This window comes from Micromonospora sp. NPDC050795, assembly GCF_044456785.1.
Classification (GTDB): Bacteria; Actinomycetota; Actinomycetes; order Mycobacteriales; family Micromonosporaceae; genus Micromonospora.
The window spans coordinates 1-13,988 of sequence record NZ_JBITGE010000028.1 but is presented as its reverse complement, the minus strand read 5'-3'; the positions used below and the strand labels follow the sequence as shown (position 1 = coordinate 13,988).

11 protein-coding genes are annotated in these 13,988 nt (G+C 68.2%); all 11 read left to right on the top strand.

The window, feature by feature from the left end; all coding sequences use genetic code 11:
- Positions 1-2: 2 nt before the first annotated feature.
- The 11 genes from ACIBEF_RS23150 (at position 3) to alaS (ending at position 13,594) form a co-directional block, all read left to right on the top strand.
- A complete protein-coding gene (locus tag ACIBEF_RS23150; RefSeq protein WP_396795242.1) occupies positions 3-1,211 on the top strand; it encodes an FAD-binding oxidoreductase in 1,209 nt (402 codons plus the stop codon).
- Between the two features lie 1,195 nt (positions 1,212-2,406).
- Positions 2,407-3,852, top strand: a complete 1,446-nt coding sequence (locus tag ACIBEF_RS23145; protein ID WP_396795321.1) for an APC family permease — start codon at positions 2,407-2,409, stop codon at positions 3,850-3,852.
- A gap of 291 nt (positions 3,853-4,143) precedes the next feature.
- Positions 4,144-4,845, top strand: coding sequence for a hypothetical protein (locus ACIBEF_RS23140; RefSeq protein ID WP_396795241.1), 702 nt, complete (start codon positions 4,144-4,146; stop codon positions 4,843-4,845).
- Positions 4,842-6,056 carry a histidine decarboxylase gene (locus ACIBEF_RS23135; RefSeq protein ID WP_396795240.1) on the top strand — a complete coding sequence of 405 codons (1,215 nt, stop codon included), beginning with the start codon at positions 4,842-4,844 and terminating at the stop codon, positions 6,054-6,056. The genes ACIBEF_RS23140 and ACIBEF_RS23135 overlap by 4 nt, the downstream gene beginning before the upstream one ends.
- A gap of 88 nt (positions 6,057-6,144) precedes the next feature.
- Positions 6,145-6,912: a class I SAM-dependent methyltransferase gene (locus ACIBEF_RS23130; RefSeq protein ID WP_396795239.1), complete on the top strand. Its 768-nt coding sequence runs from the start codon at positions 6,145-6,147 to the stop codon at positions 6,910-6,912.
- Between the two features lie 210 nt (positions 6,913-7,122).
- Positions 7,123-7,968, top strand: coding sequence for an aspartyl/asparaginyl beta-hydroxylase domain-containing protein (locus ACIBEF_RS23125; protein ID WP_396795238.1), 846 nt, complete (start codon positions 7,123-7,125; stop codon positions 7,966-7,968).
- Between the two features lie 33 nt (positions 7,969-8,001).
- Positions 8,002-8,865: a nucleotidyltransferase domain-containing protein gene (locus ACIBEF_RS23120; RefSeq protein ID WP_396795237.1), complete on the top strand. Its 864-nt coding sequence runs from the start codon at positions 8,002-8,004 to the stop codon at positions 8,863-8,865.
- Between the two features lie 41 nt (positions 8,866-8,906).
- The gene (locus tag ACIBEF_RS23115; RefSeq protein ID WP_396795236.1) at positions 8,907-9,437 is read left to right on the top strand and encodes an LOG family protein; all 531 of its coding nucleotides are present in this window, start codon (positions 8,907-8,909) and stop codon (positions 9,435-9,437) included.
- On the top strand, positions 9,431-9,979 hold the full coding sequence (locus tag ACIBEF_RS23110; protein ID WP_396795235.1) for an orotate phosphoribosyltransferase: 549 nt from the start codon (positions 9,431-9,433) through the stop codon (positions 9,977-9,979). Before ACIBEF_RS23115 ends, ACIBEF_RS23110 begins: the two co-directional genes overlap by 7 nt.
- 8 nt (positions 9,980-9,987) lie before the next feature.
- A complete protein-coding gene (locus ACIBEF_RS23105; protein WP_396795234.1) occupies positions 9,988-10,740 on the top strand; it encodes an HAD family hydrolase in 753 nt (250 codons plus the stop codon).
- A gap of 190 nt (positions 10,741-10,930) precedes the next feature.
- A complete protein-coding gene (gene alaS, locus ACIBEF_RS23100; protein ID WP_396795233.1) occupies positions 10,931-13,594 on the top strand; it encodes an alanine--tRNA ligase in 2,664 nt (887 codons plus the stop codon).
- Positions 13,595-13,988: the final 394 nt, after the last annotated feature.

Below are 13,988 nucleotides of genomic sequence, written 5' to 3'. Positions count from 1 at the left end.
TCGTGGCTGACTTGGGACTGTCGCTGGCGGTCACCCTCGCCGCGCACGATCGCGCCGCAGATCACTTCTGGTCGTTCATGGAGGACCGGGGCGTTCGGTTACTCCCGCCCCCGGCTGCGCCGATGTTCTTCTCAACGCTTGGGCAGCTGATCGCGAATCGGGGTGATCCTGCCGGCCGGCGTGCTGCCGTGGCCGTGTTGGGTCGAATGTACCGGCGTTTCGAGCTACAGCCGTATCACGCTACGGCCATTGCGGCGGCGTTGATCGATACCGTGCGGCGGTTCGCAGGCGGTGGCTGGGAGCCCGAGCTGGCGAGTGATTGGGAGCGGGGTTGCCGCCGGGCGCTTCGGCTCGCGGAGCGAGCGGCAGGGGCGCTGGGCGATGGTCCGCACGTGATGCTCGGCGAGGTGGAGACGTGCGAGACCGTCTCTGACGGTGTAGCGGTGTTGACTGTCCGGCCGATGCGGCGGCTCAGGTACATGCCTGGTCAGGCGATGCCGGTGTGCACGCCTCGACTGCCCGGGATGTGGAGGTGGTATTCGCCCGCCAACGCTCCGCGCCCGGATGGGCGGGTGGAGTTTCACGTCCGTGCCGTCGTCGGAGGTGTGGTCTCACCCGCGCTGGTCGATCGGGTAGCACCTGGGGACATGTTGTGGCTGGGGCCGGCTCGCGATGTAGGGCTGTCACTTGAGGCCGCCGGTGTCGCCGACTTGCTGTTGGCGGCTGGGGGCACGGGGCTTGCGCCGCTGCGGGCTCTGGTCGAACAAGTCGCCGCGTCGCCAAGCGGCCGTCGGGTGACGTTGGTGGTGGGGGCGCGGACTCTGCTCGACCTTTACGATGCGGTCGCGTTACACAAGCTTGAGCAGGCACATGGTGACTGGCTCACGGTCGTGCCGGCTCTCTCCGATGACCGTGAGGTCGAGCCAGCCGCGCAGGGCGACCTGCTCAGCATGGCCCTGTATCTCCATAAGCCGGGGCAGGCGTTCTATGTCTGCGGCCCGCCGCAATTGATCGAGGCGGCGCGGAAGCGACTGCCTCTCGCGGGGGTTCCCTTTGGCAGCCTGCACCTCGCCGCGACCTTTCAACGCGCACTCGATTCGGCGCTATGGGGGTCTCGCCGCCGCTCGCCAGACACTGCCTCCCTGGCGTCCGCGCTGCGGACGGCCGGTGACGGTAGCGGGCTCGGCCTCTCCATGGGGGATGCGCGATGAGGCTGATGGAGGCGGCGGTCCGTTGCGCGACCGACGAGGACGTTGACGCCTTGTCCTCGGTCGTAGCTGACGCGCTGATGGCTCAGCCCCTGGGTGTATGGCTGGTACCAGATGTGGCCAAGCGTCCGGCGGTTGTGCGTCGCTACGCGCGGCTCGTGTTGATGCAGGGGCTGGAGCATGGTCGAGTCGATATGACCGACGATCGTGCGGCGGTTGCGGTTTGGTACTCGCGGTTGGAGCCATCACCGCCGGCTGCGCCTTGGATGTACGACCTACACCGGCTCCTCGGCCCGCACGCGGCCCGGTTCGCCCTGCTGCACGCATACGTCGATGGGCTGCGTCCACACCGCCCGCACCACCAGCTCGCTCACGTCGCGGTCCGTCCGGGGCACGAGGACGACGCACGGGCGTTGCTGGCCACCCACCATCGGACCTTGGACCTCGCGGGGCTGCCGTCGTGTGCGGAGTACAGCAGCGACCGGCCCCGAGACGGACTGCTCGCGCGAGTCGGTTATCGACCACGCTCGCCGGTCCTGCTCCCGTCAGGAGGCCCCGCTCTGTGGCGGATGTGGCGCCCTCAACCCGACGACGAGCAGCCCTGCGGAGCGGCTAGCGGCGGGCTGCCGCGACGAGACCGCCTTGACCGCACCTCGATTCCTTTCCTCGGCCGCGTCCTCCCGGCAGCTAAGCCGCGTCTTCCCTGACCACCCATTGAGGCACCGATTCATTACCTGCTGGCGGCCACGTTTCTGCCGGTGGGCCACTCCATCACGCCCAGATTCCGAAGGAAGGCACCCCTCATGCTGACCCGAGCTACTCAGCCCACCACCGCACTTCGACCACGAAGTCCCGCCTTGTGGCGGTGGGTAACAGCAGGAATTGCCACTGCCTGCACCGGCACCGGCACCACGCTCGCGGACGACGTGACGTCGACGGAGTACGCGTGGGGGTATGCGATCCGGCGGGAGTGGCCAGACGGGACGCATGACCTGTTCGGGTTCGCGGCCGATACCGAGACCGCGATTCGGCGGCTCAACCGTGATCGGAGTTTCTGGCGTGGCGGCCCGGTACGGCCGGCGGCGGTCTACCTTGTGCCCGCCAACGCCGCCGATGTGGGTGCGCATCCAGTAGATGGCTGCCGCAGGTCGGGGTGCCCGGACTCGTCGCAGCGGGGGCAGCGGTGAAGTCGGCGCAGGTGCAGGTGGGGCTCGCGCGGCGGACGCTGACGCCGTTCGGGTTGTGGGTTTTTGGAGCGGCGGCGTCGGCGCCCATGGTGGTGCTCACCGGAGGCATCGTCGCCACCTATGCGACGACGAAGGTAACGGCTCTTCCTCTGACCTTCGTGCTCGTGGCGGGCACGGTCGCGATGCTGGCGGTGGGGTACGCGGCGATGGCCCGCCAACTCGGGCACCCGGCGGCCTACTACGCGATCCTCGCTAACGGACTTGGCCGGAGTTGGGGTGTCGCTGCCGGCATGGTCGCACTGGTGGCCTACAACGCCATCCAGATCAGCCTGTACGGGCTGCTCGGGGCGACTTTGGCAACCCAGCTCGGCGGCACCTGGTGGGCATGGGCGGGTTTCGCCCTGGTCGTCGTCGGGGTGCTGGGTGTGCGAGCGATCATGTTGTCGACCCGTGTCCTGGCCGTCGTGCTGGCCATGTCATTGCTGATCGTTGCGGTGTTCGTCATCGCTGGGTTGGGGCGGCCTGCGGACGGTGAGGTGTCGTGGGCAGGCTTCCACGCCTCGGGTCTGGCGGTTAGCGGCATCGGCGGCGCGGTCGCCTTCGGCGTAGCCGGGCTGACCGGCTTCGACGCGCCGGGGTCGTTGGTCGAGGAGGCCGTCGACCGGAGGTCGGTCGGCCGCGCCACCATCGGCGGCGTACTTGTCCTGGGCGGGGTGTATGCCGTTGCCGCCTTCACGATGGGGGTGGCAGTCGGCCCAGGCGTGGTTGGGGAGGTGGCCGCTGATCCGGCGTCCGGGTTGCCGTTCTCGGTCCTGGCGCGTCTTGGCGGCTGGTGGTCGGCTCTCGCGAGCGTGGTGCTGATCTTCGCGATTGTTACCTCGATGCTGGCGTTTCACTCGGTGTTCGCCCGGTACGTGTTCGCCATGGCCCGGGAGAGGGTGCTGCCAGCGGGTCTTGCCCGGACCGGTAGCGCGACCCGGGTCCGTTCCCCGCGCGGCGGGTCGCTGACGCAGACGGTCCTCGCGGTAGTCGTGGTGGGCTTTTTCGCGCTCAGCGGCGCTGACCCCATGGCGGTGTTGTTCACCTGGCTGTCGACGTTGGGGGCGATGGGCCTGCTGTGCTTGCTGCTGGCCGCGTCGGTGGCCGCCATGACGGCACCGGCCAGCGTGCGAGGTCCCCAGGCCGGCGCGTGGGAGTGGCGGCTCGCGCCCGCCCTGGGCGTGCTCGGCGGGTCGGTGTTGCTGGCGCTGATGGTCGGCAACGCCGGGTCCTTACTCGGTGTCGCGCCCGGGTCGCTGAAACCGTTCCTGCTGCCTCTGATCCTCCTTGCCACCGCGGTCGCGGGCGGAGTGTGGGCCGGGCACCTGCGGCAGGCCCGCCCGGAGGTCTTTGCCGGCATCGGCCGTGGCACGCCGAAGACCCACGCCGTTCCCGACGCCATCAACGTCTCGATCTGACAGGGGCCAACGATGAAGACCCACGCGGCCATGCCGCCACCTGGCGGGCACTACGGCGTCGATCCCCTGGACCCGCGCTGGCGAACCGGCCACCCGCCCGCAGCACCGCCTGTTAGCCCACCCGAACCTGTGGCCAGCATGCCGCCGCCCGGCTACGGTGCGGCCCGCATCCCCGCCGACTACCACCGACCGCCAGACACCGAAGTTCTCCCCGCCCCGCCATCGACCGTTGCTGAGCAGCGCATGGTTGACAGGGGAGTAACACTTGAAGCCCGCCGGGCGGACCTGCGCATGGCTGACCTGCGCACACAGGTCGTGTACCGGTCCAAGCGGCTGAACACCGGTCACTTGATCGAAGCTGACCAGGCGTTCGGGCAGCGCAACGCGCTCGGCCCCCACGCACTGATGCTGTTCTTCGTCTCCGACGCCCCCACCGAGCCATACGGCTACAAGCTGCACACCGCCTACCGGCTGTGGCCGCAGGCGCCGGACTCCGATGTCCTGCCACGCCTGCTCGCGGAGATGACGGACGTCGCCGCGGACAACATCGCCTCCATCGGGCGGAAGTGGAGTCCCCTCGGACCAGAGGGTTCCATGGTCAACGGCGGTGACATGACCCTGCCTGGCGGGAGGTACGTCGGCGTGGGTGTCAGCACCCTCGACTCCGATCAAGGCCGCTGGTATCAGGTCGCCCGTACGCTCCGGGACGCGGCGGCAGCCGGCCGTTACATGTCGGCGTTCAACCTCAAGGGCCAGTGCTACGCCCTGTTGACCGACGGCACCGCCCTGCACGTCGACCGCGACCCGCAGGCCCGCCTCGGCGAGGACGGCGTGCGCTGCAACAAGACCCTCGACTCGAACCGGATCACCTATCACAACCCGTACGAGCACCTCACCGAGCAGGGCGACGACGAAACCCGCGACATCTGGCGGCAGCTCACCGCACTGCACCACACCCTCACCGCACACCTGCTCGCCGGGCGGTGGGCGTGACCGGTCACCAGAACCTCAGCCTCGCCGACGCCGCGGACCTCAACCGCGCGCCGATCGACGTCACAGCCGTCCTTGACCACCTGATCCACGAGGCCGACGCCGCCGCCGCGACGAGCATCGGGTTTCCCGGCGCCGTGGACCTCGACTACAGCGAGGTCATGACCCGCCTCGGCAATCGGTTATGGAACAACATCGGCGACCCCGCGGACCTCGGCGGGATCGCCCACACCCGAGTGCTGGAGCGGGCCGTCATCGCCTGGGTCGCCGACACGCTCGCCATGCCGCGAGATGACCGGTGGGGCTACGTCACCACCGGCGGCACCGAAGGCAACCTATCCGCCCTGCACACCGCCCAGCACCGGCACCCCACCGCCCGCATCTACTACTCGACCACCGCCCACTACTCGATACCCAAGATCGTCCGAATGCTCGGTGCGAGGGGAGTCGTCGTCAACGCTCACCCGAGCGGGGAGATGGACTACGCCGATCTCGCCGCGCAGGTCAGCCGCCGCCGACGTTGGCCCGCCATCGTGGTAGCTACCGCCGGCACCACCCTGACCGAAGCCGTGGACGACACCACCTCCATTCGAGCTGTCCTCGACGAGCACGGGGTGAACGGACACCTGCACGTCGACGCGGCCCTGTCCGGTATTCCGCTCGCACTCGACGGACGGCTACGCCTCGATGACGGCAGCGGCATCGGCAGCATCGCCATCAGCGGCCACAAATTCCTGGGCGTGCCGACGCCCTGCGGAGTCGTCCTCATCCGTGACAGCGTCGGCAAGTACGGCAATCAGATTCCCTATACGGCCACCCTCGACACCACCGTCAGCGGCTCCCGCTGCGGCCTGGCCGCCGCCCTGCTCTGGCACGCCATCGCCACCCACGGCCGCGAAGGGCACCGCTGGCGGGCAACTCAAGCCCGCCGCCTCGCCGCCTACACCGTCGACCAGCTCACCGCCGTCGGCTGGCCCGCCTGGCGACACCCGCACGCCTTCACCGTCGTCATGCCCACCCCACCCGAGCAGGTGCGCAAAAAGTGGCTACTCGCCACCGACAAAGCCATCAGCCACCTCATCTGCATGCCCGGGATCACCCACGGCCAGATCGACGCGTTCGTCGCCGACCTCACCGCCACCCAACCACCACTGATGATTCCGCGACCTCGGCCCCGACCGGACGGTCTACCAAACCCGAGCAGAACGCCATGAGCCCCGAACGCGGCGGCCAGAGACATGCCGGCGATGCCACGGCCGACCACCCCTGCACGCCCGAACCCTGATTAGGAAAGGCAGCACCGTGAAGACAACTACTCACAACGGCCAGGTACCAGCCCAGCTGCGCGAACTTCTCGACCCGACCATCCGGCAGGAGCTGGACAGGCTCGACATCCGACCCGGCCACTTCGCGCTTGAAGTCGGTGCCGGCACCGGTGAGATCACCGCCCACCTCGCCAGCCTCGTTGGTCAATACGGCACGGTCAGCGCGGTCGACAATGACACCAGCTACCTCAACCCGACCGCCGTGATCAACGTCTACCACCGCGACCTCGGCCGCGACACCCTGCCCGGCGACCCCAACCGCTTCAATCTCGTTATCGCCCGGTGGCTGCACGGTGCACTGCCGCACCCGGCGGGGGTGCTGGAGCAGATGATCTCCCGGCTACGTCCCGGCGGCTGGCTCGTCCTGGCCGACGTCACCGGCACCCCAGCACGAGTCTTTCGAGCACCCGGCGACGACGCCGCCCTGATTCACGCGGTCCTCCGGCGCGTCTACCGCACCATCGCCGGACCCGACGCTGTTGGAAGCTGGACGGTCGACGCCCCCGCCCTGCTCGTCGCCAAAAACATGGTGCAGGTGTGCACCCACACGTCCACCGAGACATGGACCGGTAACGGTCCCGGATGCCGACTGCTCGCCGACGCGGTCAACAAGCTCCGCCCTGTCCTGACCACAACCGAGATCAACAACAACGACCTCGACCGGTTCATCGCCCTCATGTCTGACCCCGGCGTGGTCCTCGGCTCCTACGAACGCCGAGCAATCCACGCCCGCAAAGCCAGCTGACCGACGCAGACCTCGACCCCTCGGCAGCTCCCCAAGCCGGTGCCGCTGTGGAGCTGTCACTTTCCAGCACCTACCGGAAGTCGCCGCTTGAGGACTATCTGACCGCTCGCTGCTCACGGGTAGGCGCGGCAGTCGGTCCCAGCCAGCCGTGTCGACTGCCACCTCGCCGAGAAGTCCTGCTCGCCCTCCTCGATCTTAGGAGTTACCGCCATGACCATCACCGGGCTTGCCACCCCGGCCACCCTGCCCACCGAAGTCGCTGCTCTGCGCCCGATCGGCGCCGACCTGATGGAACGGCTGCAGCACGAAGCCCTCATCGTGCCGGGCAACTGGGTCGTCGAGTATGGCGACTATCAGAATGGCGGCTGGCGCACCCTGTCGCTGCTCAACGACACCGGCAATCCGCGTGACGTCACGATCCGCGATTGCCCCGAGCCGGTTGCTACCACCCTGCTCACCCGCATGCCCGCTGTTCAGCAGCTACTCGCCGAGCTTGGGTTGCGATGCATGTGGGCGCGGCTTGCCCGGCTGGAGGCCGGAGCCTTCCTGTGGGAGCACCGCGACTACGGCGAGCTGACCGACGTGGAACGTCATCGGGTGCACGTGCCCCTGGTGACGAACTCGTCGGCGTACCTGATCCTCGGCGGGACGAAAGTGCACATGAGCGATGGCCGGGTGTGGCGGTTGACGCCTACCAGCCCTCACGGTGTGTGCAACCGGTTCGGCCCGGCGCGGATCCACTTGGTGATCGACTGCTACGCCGACGACGTGTTCGCCGCCTTGAACACCAACGCGAGTTCCGTCGCGAACTCTGTAGCGGTGTTGCCCACGCCTACCGACGACGCGCTAGAGGAGCACGTGGCAACGGCATCCGGCCTGGCGCAGCTCGGCTACGACCGGGCTGCCGAGACCACGCTGCTGGAGCTGTTCTACCGCTACGCGCTGCCGGAAGGGCAGGTCTACGACCTCATCGTGACGATGTATTCCGCGCTGCACCGGGACGACGATGCCGAACGGTGGCGGTCAAAGAAGGCCATCATGCTCGGCCACGCCTGACCACCAAGCCGACCGAGGAAAGGACCAGTCGCCGTGAATACCCTCCTGGAGACCGTCGCCGCCGCCAACCTGCCACACCAGTTCGAGCTGCTGGAAACGTCGGTCGAGGCGCTGTCACACAGCCCGGCTGTACAGTCCCTACACATCCGAGGATCCCTGGCAACGGGGACCGCCGACCGTCTGTCAGACGTGGACCTCATCGTCGCCGTGCACGATCCGAGCTTTGCGTCGTTCGTCCAGGTGATCGATGCCCTGATGACCGCTGAACTCGGTGCGGTACTGCCGGGTTGGCGGGACACCATCGTCGCCCGAATGGGCGGCCTTGGCTATGTCTACCTCGTCGCATACGGCGGGAAGCTGTACCAGGTCGACCTCTACATCGTGCCCGTCAGCCGCCTCGACACCGTGCTGGCGCGGACTGCGGCCATGCCGGTCTACCTCGCCGATGGGGCTACCAGCCGCCCGCACAGCCACGTCGACTGGGTCATCAACAGCACGCTTGAGCGCCCCTACACCTCCGGTGAGCTATTGGTGGAGATCCTCGTGCTGGGCCACATGATCCGCAAGCGCATCAGTCGAGGGCAGCGGTTTATCGCTTATGCGGAGATGTTCGCCCTGCACACGGCGGTAAAGAACCTGATCAAGGCGGCACTCGCGCCGGAGTCGTTGTTCTACGGCTGGTACCAACTCTCCGAGGAGATCGGCTCCACCCCGATCGGCCGGCAGTGCCTGGCCGATCTGGAGCGCCTCATCAGCGGCAACGCGGTTCCTAGCGGCCAAGACCTCGCCGCAGCCCTGAGCACCGCGTTGGCCGTCGCCGAACGTGCGGCTCCGGCCATCCTGGAGCCGCTGCGCCCGGCCGTCGACGCCTACTGGCACTACTTGGAATTCGCATGAGCGCCCCCAGTCTCGGCGAACCGACTAGGCCCGGCCACGCCGTGTTCTTCGGCGGGTGTGTGCCAGCCTCCCCATACGAGGAACGCCTCGCCTACGCCATCGGCGCAGCCCTGGCAGGGCACGGCCTCACGCTGCTACACGGCGGCTACAACGGCCTGATGGAGCACGCCGCCCAAGGAGCCGTCGAAGGCGGCGGATCCGTCGTCGCGGTCACCCTGACGGGCGCGGCTTGGGGGGCCTTCAACCCCTACGTCACCACCGCGACCCACCAGCCCACCATGGGCGCTCGAATGCATGCCTATCTCGACCACGCCAGCGTGATCGTGTCCATGGCCGGCGGCGTCGGCACCCTGCACGAGCTGACCGCCGCCCTCTGGTACGCCGGGAACATTCGTCCGGTCCCGGTCGTCGTCGCCGGGCCGACCGCCCGCCGCCTGCTGGCCTTCCTGCGCGACGAGCGATGGGTCTACAGCTCACCGACGCGTCCGCTGGACTTCCTGCACGAGGTCGATTCCGCGGCCGACCTGATCCCCGTACTCGATCGCGACGAGTCGCGGAGCCCGGCATGGTGAGGCCCACCGGCGATATCGCCGGTCAGGTCCTTGCCCTCGGCACCGTCGCTGAGTCCTACGCTCTGCCGGACGGCACGGTGATCAGCTCGTACTTCGATGAGTATCGGGTCGCCGGCGACCCGAAGATGCTGGGCGACGTCGGGCGGGCACTGGCCGACCTGCTGCCCCCTCGCGTCGAGGTGGTGGCCGGGCTGGAGCTGGGTGGGGTGCCATTCGCGCTCGCGGTCTCCGCCGTCACGCGGCTGCCCCTCGTCTTGATCCGGAAGGTCATCAAGCCCTACGGCACCCGACGCCAGGTCGAAGGCCACCCGCTTGTCGGCCAGCGGGTCGCCATGATCGATGACGTGGTGCGGTCAGGGCGGCAGATCCTGACCGCCGCCGACGCGCTGAAAGCGGCCGGTGGCCTGCCGACGGCGGCGGTCGCGGTACTGACACGCCCCGGCCCCGCCCGCGCCGTGCTGGCCGAACGCGGGATCTCGCTGGACTGCATGCTTCCCGAGGTGCCCCAGCATGATTCGCTGGCGACGGTGATGCGCCGATGATCGGGGCAGTGCTCTTCGACCTCGACGGCGTGATCGTGGACAGCCGCGCTTTGGTGGCCGCCGCGCTGTCCGACGTGGCAACGAACGTGCTCGGACGTAGACCGGACCGTCGTGCGGTGGCCGAATTGATCCACCTACCCCCGGTGCAGGCGCTCGGCATCCTCGGCCTGACCGACCCGGTCGGGGCATTCGATGACGGCTTCGACCTCGCCTACGCCGCCCACGCCGCGAACGCCGCCCTCGTACCCGGCATCGTGCGTGCGATGCGACGACTCCGCATGAACGGGATGCGCCAAGCGGTCGTCACGCTCCAACGACGGCACCGCATCGCGCTACTGGGTCTCGGTGCCGTAACCACGCTGATGGACACATTCGTGACTTTCGAGGACGCCAAGCCCAAACCCGCACCGGACCCGGTACTGGCCGCACTCTTCCGACTGAATGTGCCCCCGCACGAGGCGTGGTTCGTCGGAGACACCGTGACCGACATCGTCGCCGGGCACGCGGCGGGAGTCCGGGTTGCCGGCGCGGCGTGGGGCTACTCCAGCGCCGAGGTGCTTGAACAAGCCGGGGCCGATGTGGTGCTCACCGACCCGGCGCAGATCGAGGCAGTCGCCCTGGAGCAGGCGATCGTCACGGTAGGCTACGCTGGCAGCGCCAGCGGCAACGCCGTGCCACCAGGGACAACATCGGTGAGCAGCGGCGCGAGAGGCAACAGGGATAGGACAACGCGTGATGGGCATGGTGGGGCGGCGAGCTAGCCGCGCCGAGCTGGGGAACGAGGACAGCGTCCTCGCCTGACCCCCTCGGCCCAGCTCGGCGTGACCTGACATCCCACCGCTGTTCCCTCGCGAACCCGCCTGGACGGACACCGGCGAGGACCCCGCCCGCGCTGCTCCGCGCAGGTGGGGTGCCGGGTGCGTTCGCGTCACCGCCCAGTGAGGCTCTTCCATGCGTTCAGACGAAATCCGCACGACCTTCTTCGACTTCTTCACTAGCCGCGGCCATAACCGGGTGCCATCGAGTCCACTCATCCCGGACGACCCGACCCTGCTACTCGCCAACGCCGGCATGAACCAGTTCAAGCCCTACTTCCTCGGCGAGGTGCAGCCGGCGTACCCGAGGGCGACCACGGTGCAGAAGTGCGCCCGGACCTCCGACATCGAGAATGTCGGGCGCACCACCCGCCACGCCACGTTCTTCGAGATGCTCGGCAACTTCTCCTTCGGCGACTACTTCAAAGCCGACGCCATCACCTACGCGTGGGAGCTGCTCACCGAGCACTACCACCTCGACCCCGAGCGGCTGTGGATCACGGTCTACCGCGACGACGACGAGGCATTCGATCTGTGGCGCCGCGTCGGAGTCCCCGCCGAGCGCATCCAACGCCTCGGCATGGACGACAACTTCTGGTCCATGGGCGTACCCGGACCGTGCGGCCCCAGCTCCGAAATCTGCTACGACCGCGGACCCGCCTTCGGCCCGGACGGAGGCCCGGAAGCCAACGGCGAGCGCTACCTCGAAATCTGGAACCTCGTGTTCATGCAGAACCTGCGCGGGCCAGGCGACGGCAAAGGCGACTTCCCGATCGTCGGGGAGCTGCCCAACAAGAGCATCGACACCGGCCTTGGCCTGGACCGGCTGGCCGCGATCCTGCAAGGCGTCGACACCGTCTGCGAAACGGATCTCCTCGCCCCCACCCTCGCCACCGTCGAAGCACTTGCCGGCCGACGCTTCCCAGGTCGCGACGGCAGCGACGCAGCCGTGTCGTTCCAGGTCGTGACCGAACACGCCCGCTCCACGGCGTTCCTCATCGCCGACGGCGTGCTGCCCTCGAACGAGGGACGCGGATACGTGCTGCGACGGTTGATGCGCCGGGCGATCCGCCATGCCCGCGCCCTGGGCATCGATGCCCCCGTCCTCACCACCATCACCGGCAGCGTCATCGACAACCTCGCCGCCGACTGGCCCGAGTTGGCCGCGCAACGCTCCCTGATCGAGGCCGTCACCACCCGGGAAGAGGAGACCTTCGGCGCTACCCTGCGCCAGGGCAGCCGCCTGCTGGACGCCGCGATCAGTCGCGCCCACGCCGACGGAGCCAACCTCCTACCGGGGGACACCGCGTTCGAGCTGCACGACACCTACGGCTTCCCGATCGACCTCACCATCGAAGCCGCCCACGCCGCGGGCCTCGTCGTGGACTCCGACCGGTACGCGGCTCTGCTCGATGAACAACGCCGCCGCGCCAAGAACACCGGGAAGGGCAAGACGGCCGCCGCAATGCGCCGGCAAGACACCTACCGCGAAATCCTTGCCCGATACGGCCGCACCGACTTCATCGGCTACACCGACACCACCGCCGACACCCAACTCCTCGCGATCCTGCGCGACGGTGAACCGGTGCAAGAAGCGTCTGAGGGCCAACAGGTCGAACTCGTCCTCGACCGCAGCCCGTTCTACGCCGAATCCGGCGGACAGGTCGGCGACACAGGCACCATCCACACCAGCGACGGCACCCGCATCGACATCACCGACACCCAGTACGGCCTCGACGGCTTCCAGATTCACAGCGGACGCATCGCCCACGGCGAAGCCCGGCCAGGGCAGACTGCCCAGGCCAATGTCGATACGCGACGCAGAGCAGCCACGGCCCGCTCCCACTCCGCCACCCACATCGTTCACGCCATGCTGCGCCGCACACTCGGAGACCACGCCCGCCAACAGGGCTCACTCGTCGCACCGGGACGGCTCCGCTTTGACTTCACCCACTTCGCACCCCTAGACGACACCCAACTGACCACCATCAGCGCCCTGGTCAACGACTACCTCCTCGATGACCCCGACGTGCGCGTCTGGCACGCCACCCGCGCCGAAGCAGAAGCCGCCGGCGCCACCGCTTTCTTCGGCGAGAAGTACGGCGAGCACGTCCGCATTGTCGACATCGGCGACGCCTCCCGAGAACTCTGCGGCGGCACTCACGTCGGCCACGGCACCCAAGCCGGACCCGTCCGCATCCTCGGCGAATCTTCCATCGGAGCCGGCCTACGACGCGTCGAAGCACTCACCGGCCGCGACGCCCTCGACCACGCCGACCACGAGCGGAACCTCCTGACCGAAGTCGGCCGGCTAGTCAACGCCCGCCCGGACGACCTGATCGCCACCCTGACCAAACGACTCGCCGCACTGACAAAGGCCGAACAATCGCTCCAACAACACCGGCAACGCGAACTCGACCTCATCGCCGAACGCCTCGCCGGGCAACGCCGCCACGTCGGAAGCGGCTGGCTCATCGCCACCATCCTGGACGACGTCACCGCCGTCGAACTGCGACCGCTAACCAACAACGTCCTCAACCGCTGCCCCAACGACCAGCCGGGAGTCGTGATCCTCGCCGCCGCCACTGATGATAAAGCCCAACTCACCTCAGCCATTACCCCCGCGCTAGCCCGCACAGGCATCCAGGCACGCGAGGTACTAACGACGGCCGCTCAGGTGATTGGCGGCGGCGCAGGCGGCAACGGGAACCTCGCGAGTGCAGGCGGTCGCCAGGTCGAGAACCTGACCGACGGGATCCTGCAGGCGACGCTAGCTGCCGAAGCCTTGCTGCCGAATTAGGTAGTAGTCGGCGAAAGTGCCCAGAGGAATTCGTCTGGGCACTTTCGCCGCCGCCGTGACGGCAGCCCCCAACCGCCGCGCGGCGGCCCTCGGACGATGGCGAGAGTCGAGATTAAGTTGGTAGCTCGCTGGTCGGCTGCAAGAACCAGTGCCGTAGGGGACCGCGCCTCACTCGAAACAACCAGCCGCTGCAACAGTAGAATGGGTCCTCTGCTGCCGCACCCCAAATCCTCGTCATTCCGTCGTGGACTTCCGCCGAATCGCCCGCCGGACGCTGCAACTGGTGTAATCCTCGGCGACCTAGGTTCTGTCTCGTAGATCTTGGTGGTCGGGGACGGCGCGTAGCCAGTCAAGGGTTTCGACCAGGTCGAGGGTGGCCTGGAAATGGGTGGCG

Bases quoted from the DNA above. Each gene is read 5' to 3' on its own strand.
- ACIBEF_RS23125 (WP_396795238.1), top strand. From the start codon at position 7,123: ATGACCATCACCGGGCTTGCCACCCCGGCCACCCTGCCCACCGAAGTC.
- alaS (WP_396795233.1), top strand. From the start codon at position 10,931: ATGCGTTCAGACGAAATCCGCACGACCTTCTTCGACTTCTTCACTAGC.
- ACIBEF_RS23140 (WP_396795241.1), top strand. From the start codon at position 4,144: ATGGCTGACCTGCGCACACAGGTCGTGTACCGGTCCAAGCGGCTGAAC.
- ACIBEF_RS23110 (WP_396795235.1), top strand. From the start codon at position 9,431: ATGGTGAGGCCCACCGGCGATATCGCCGGTCAGGTCCTTGCCCTCGGC.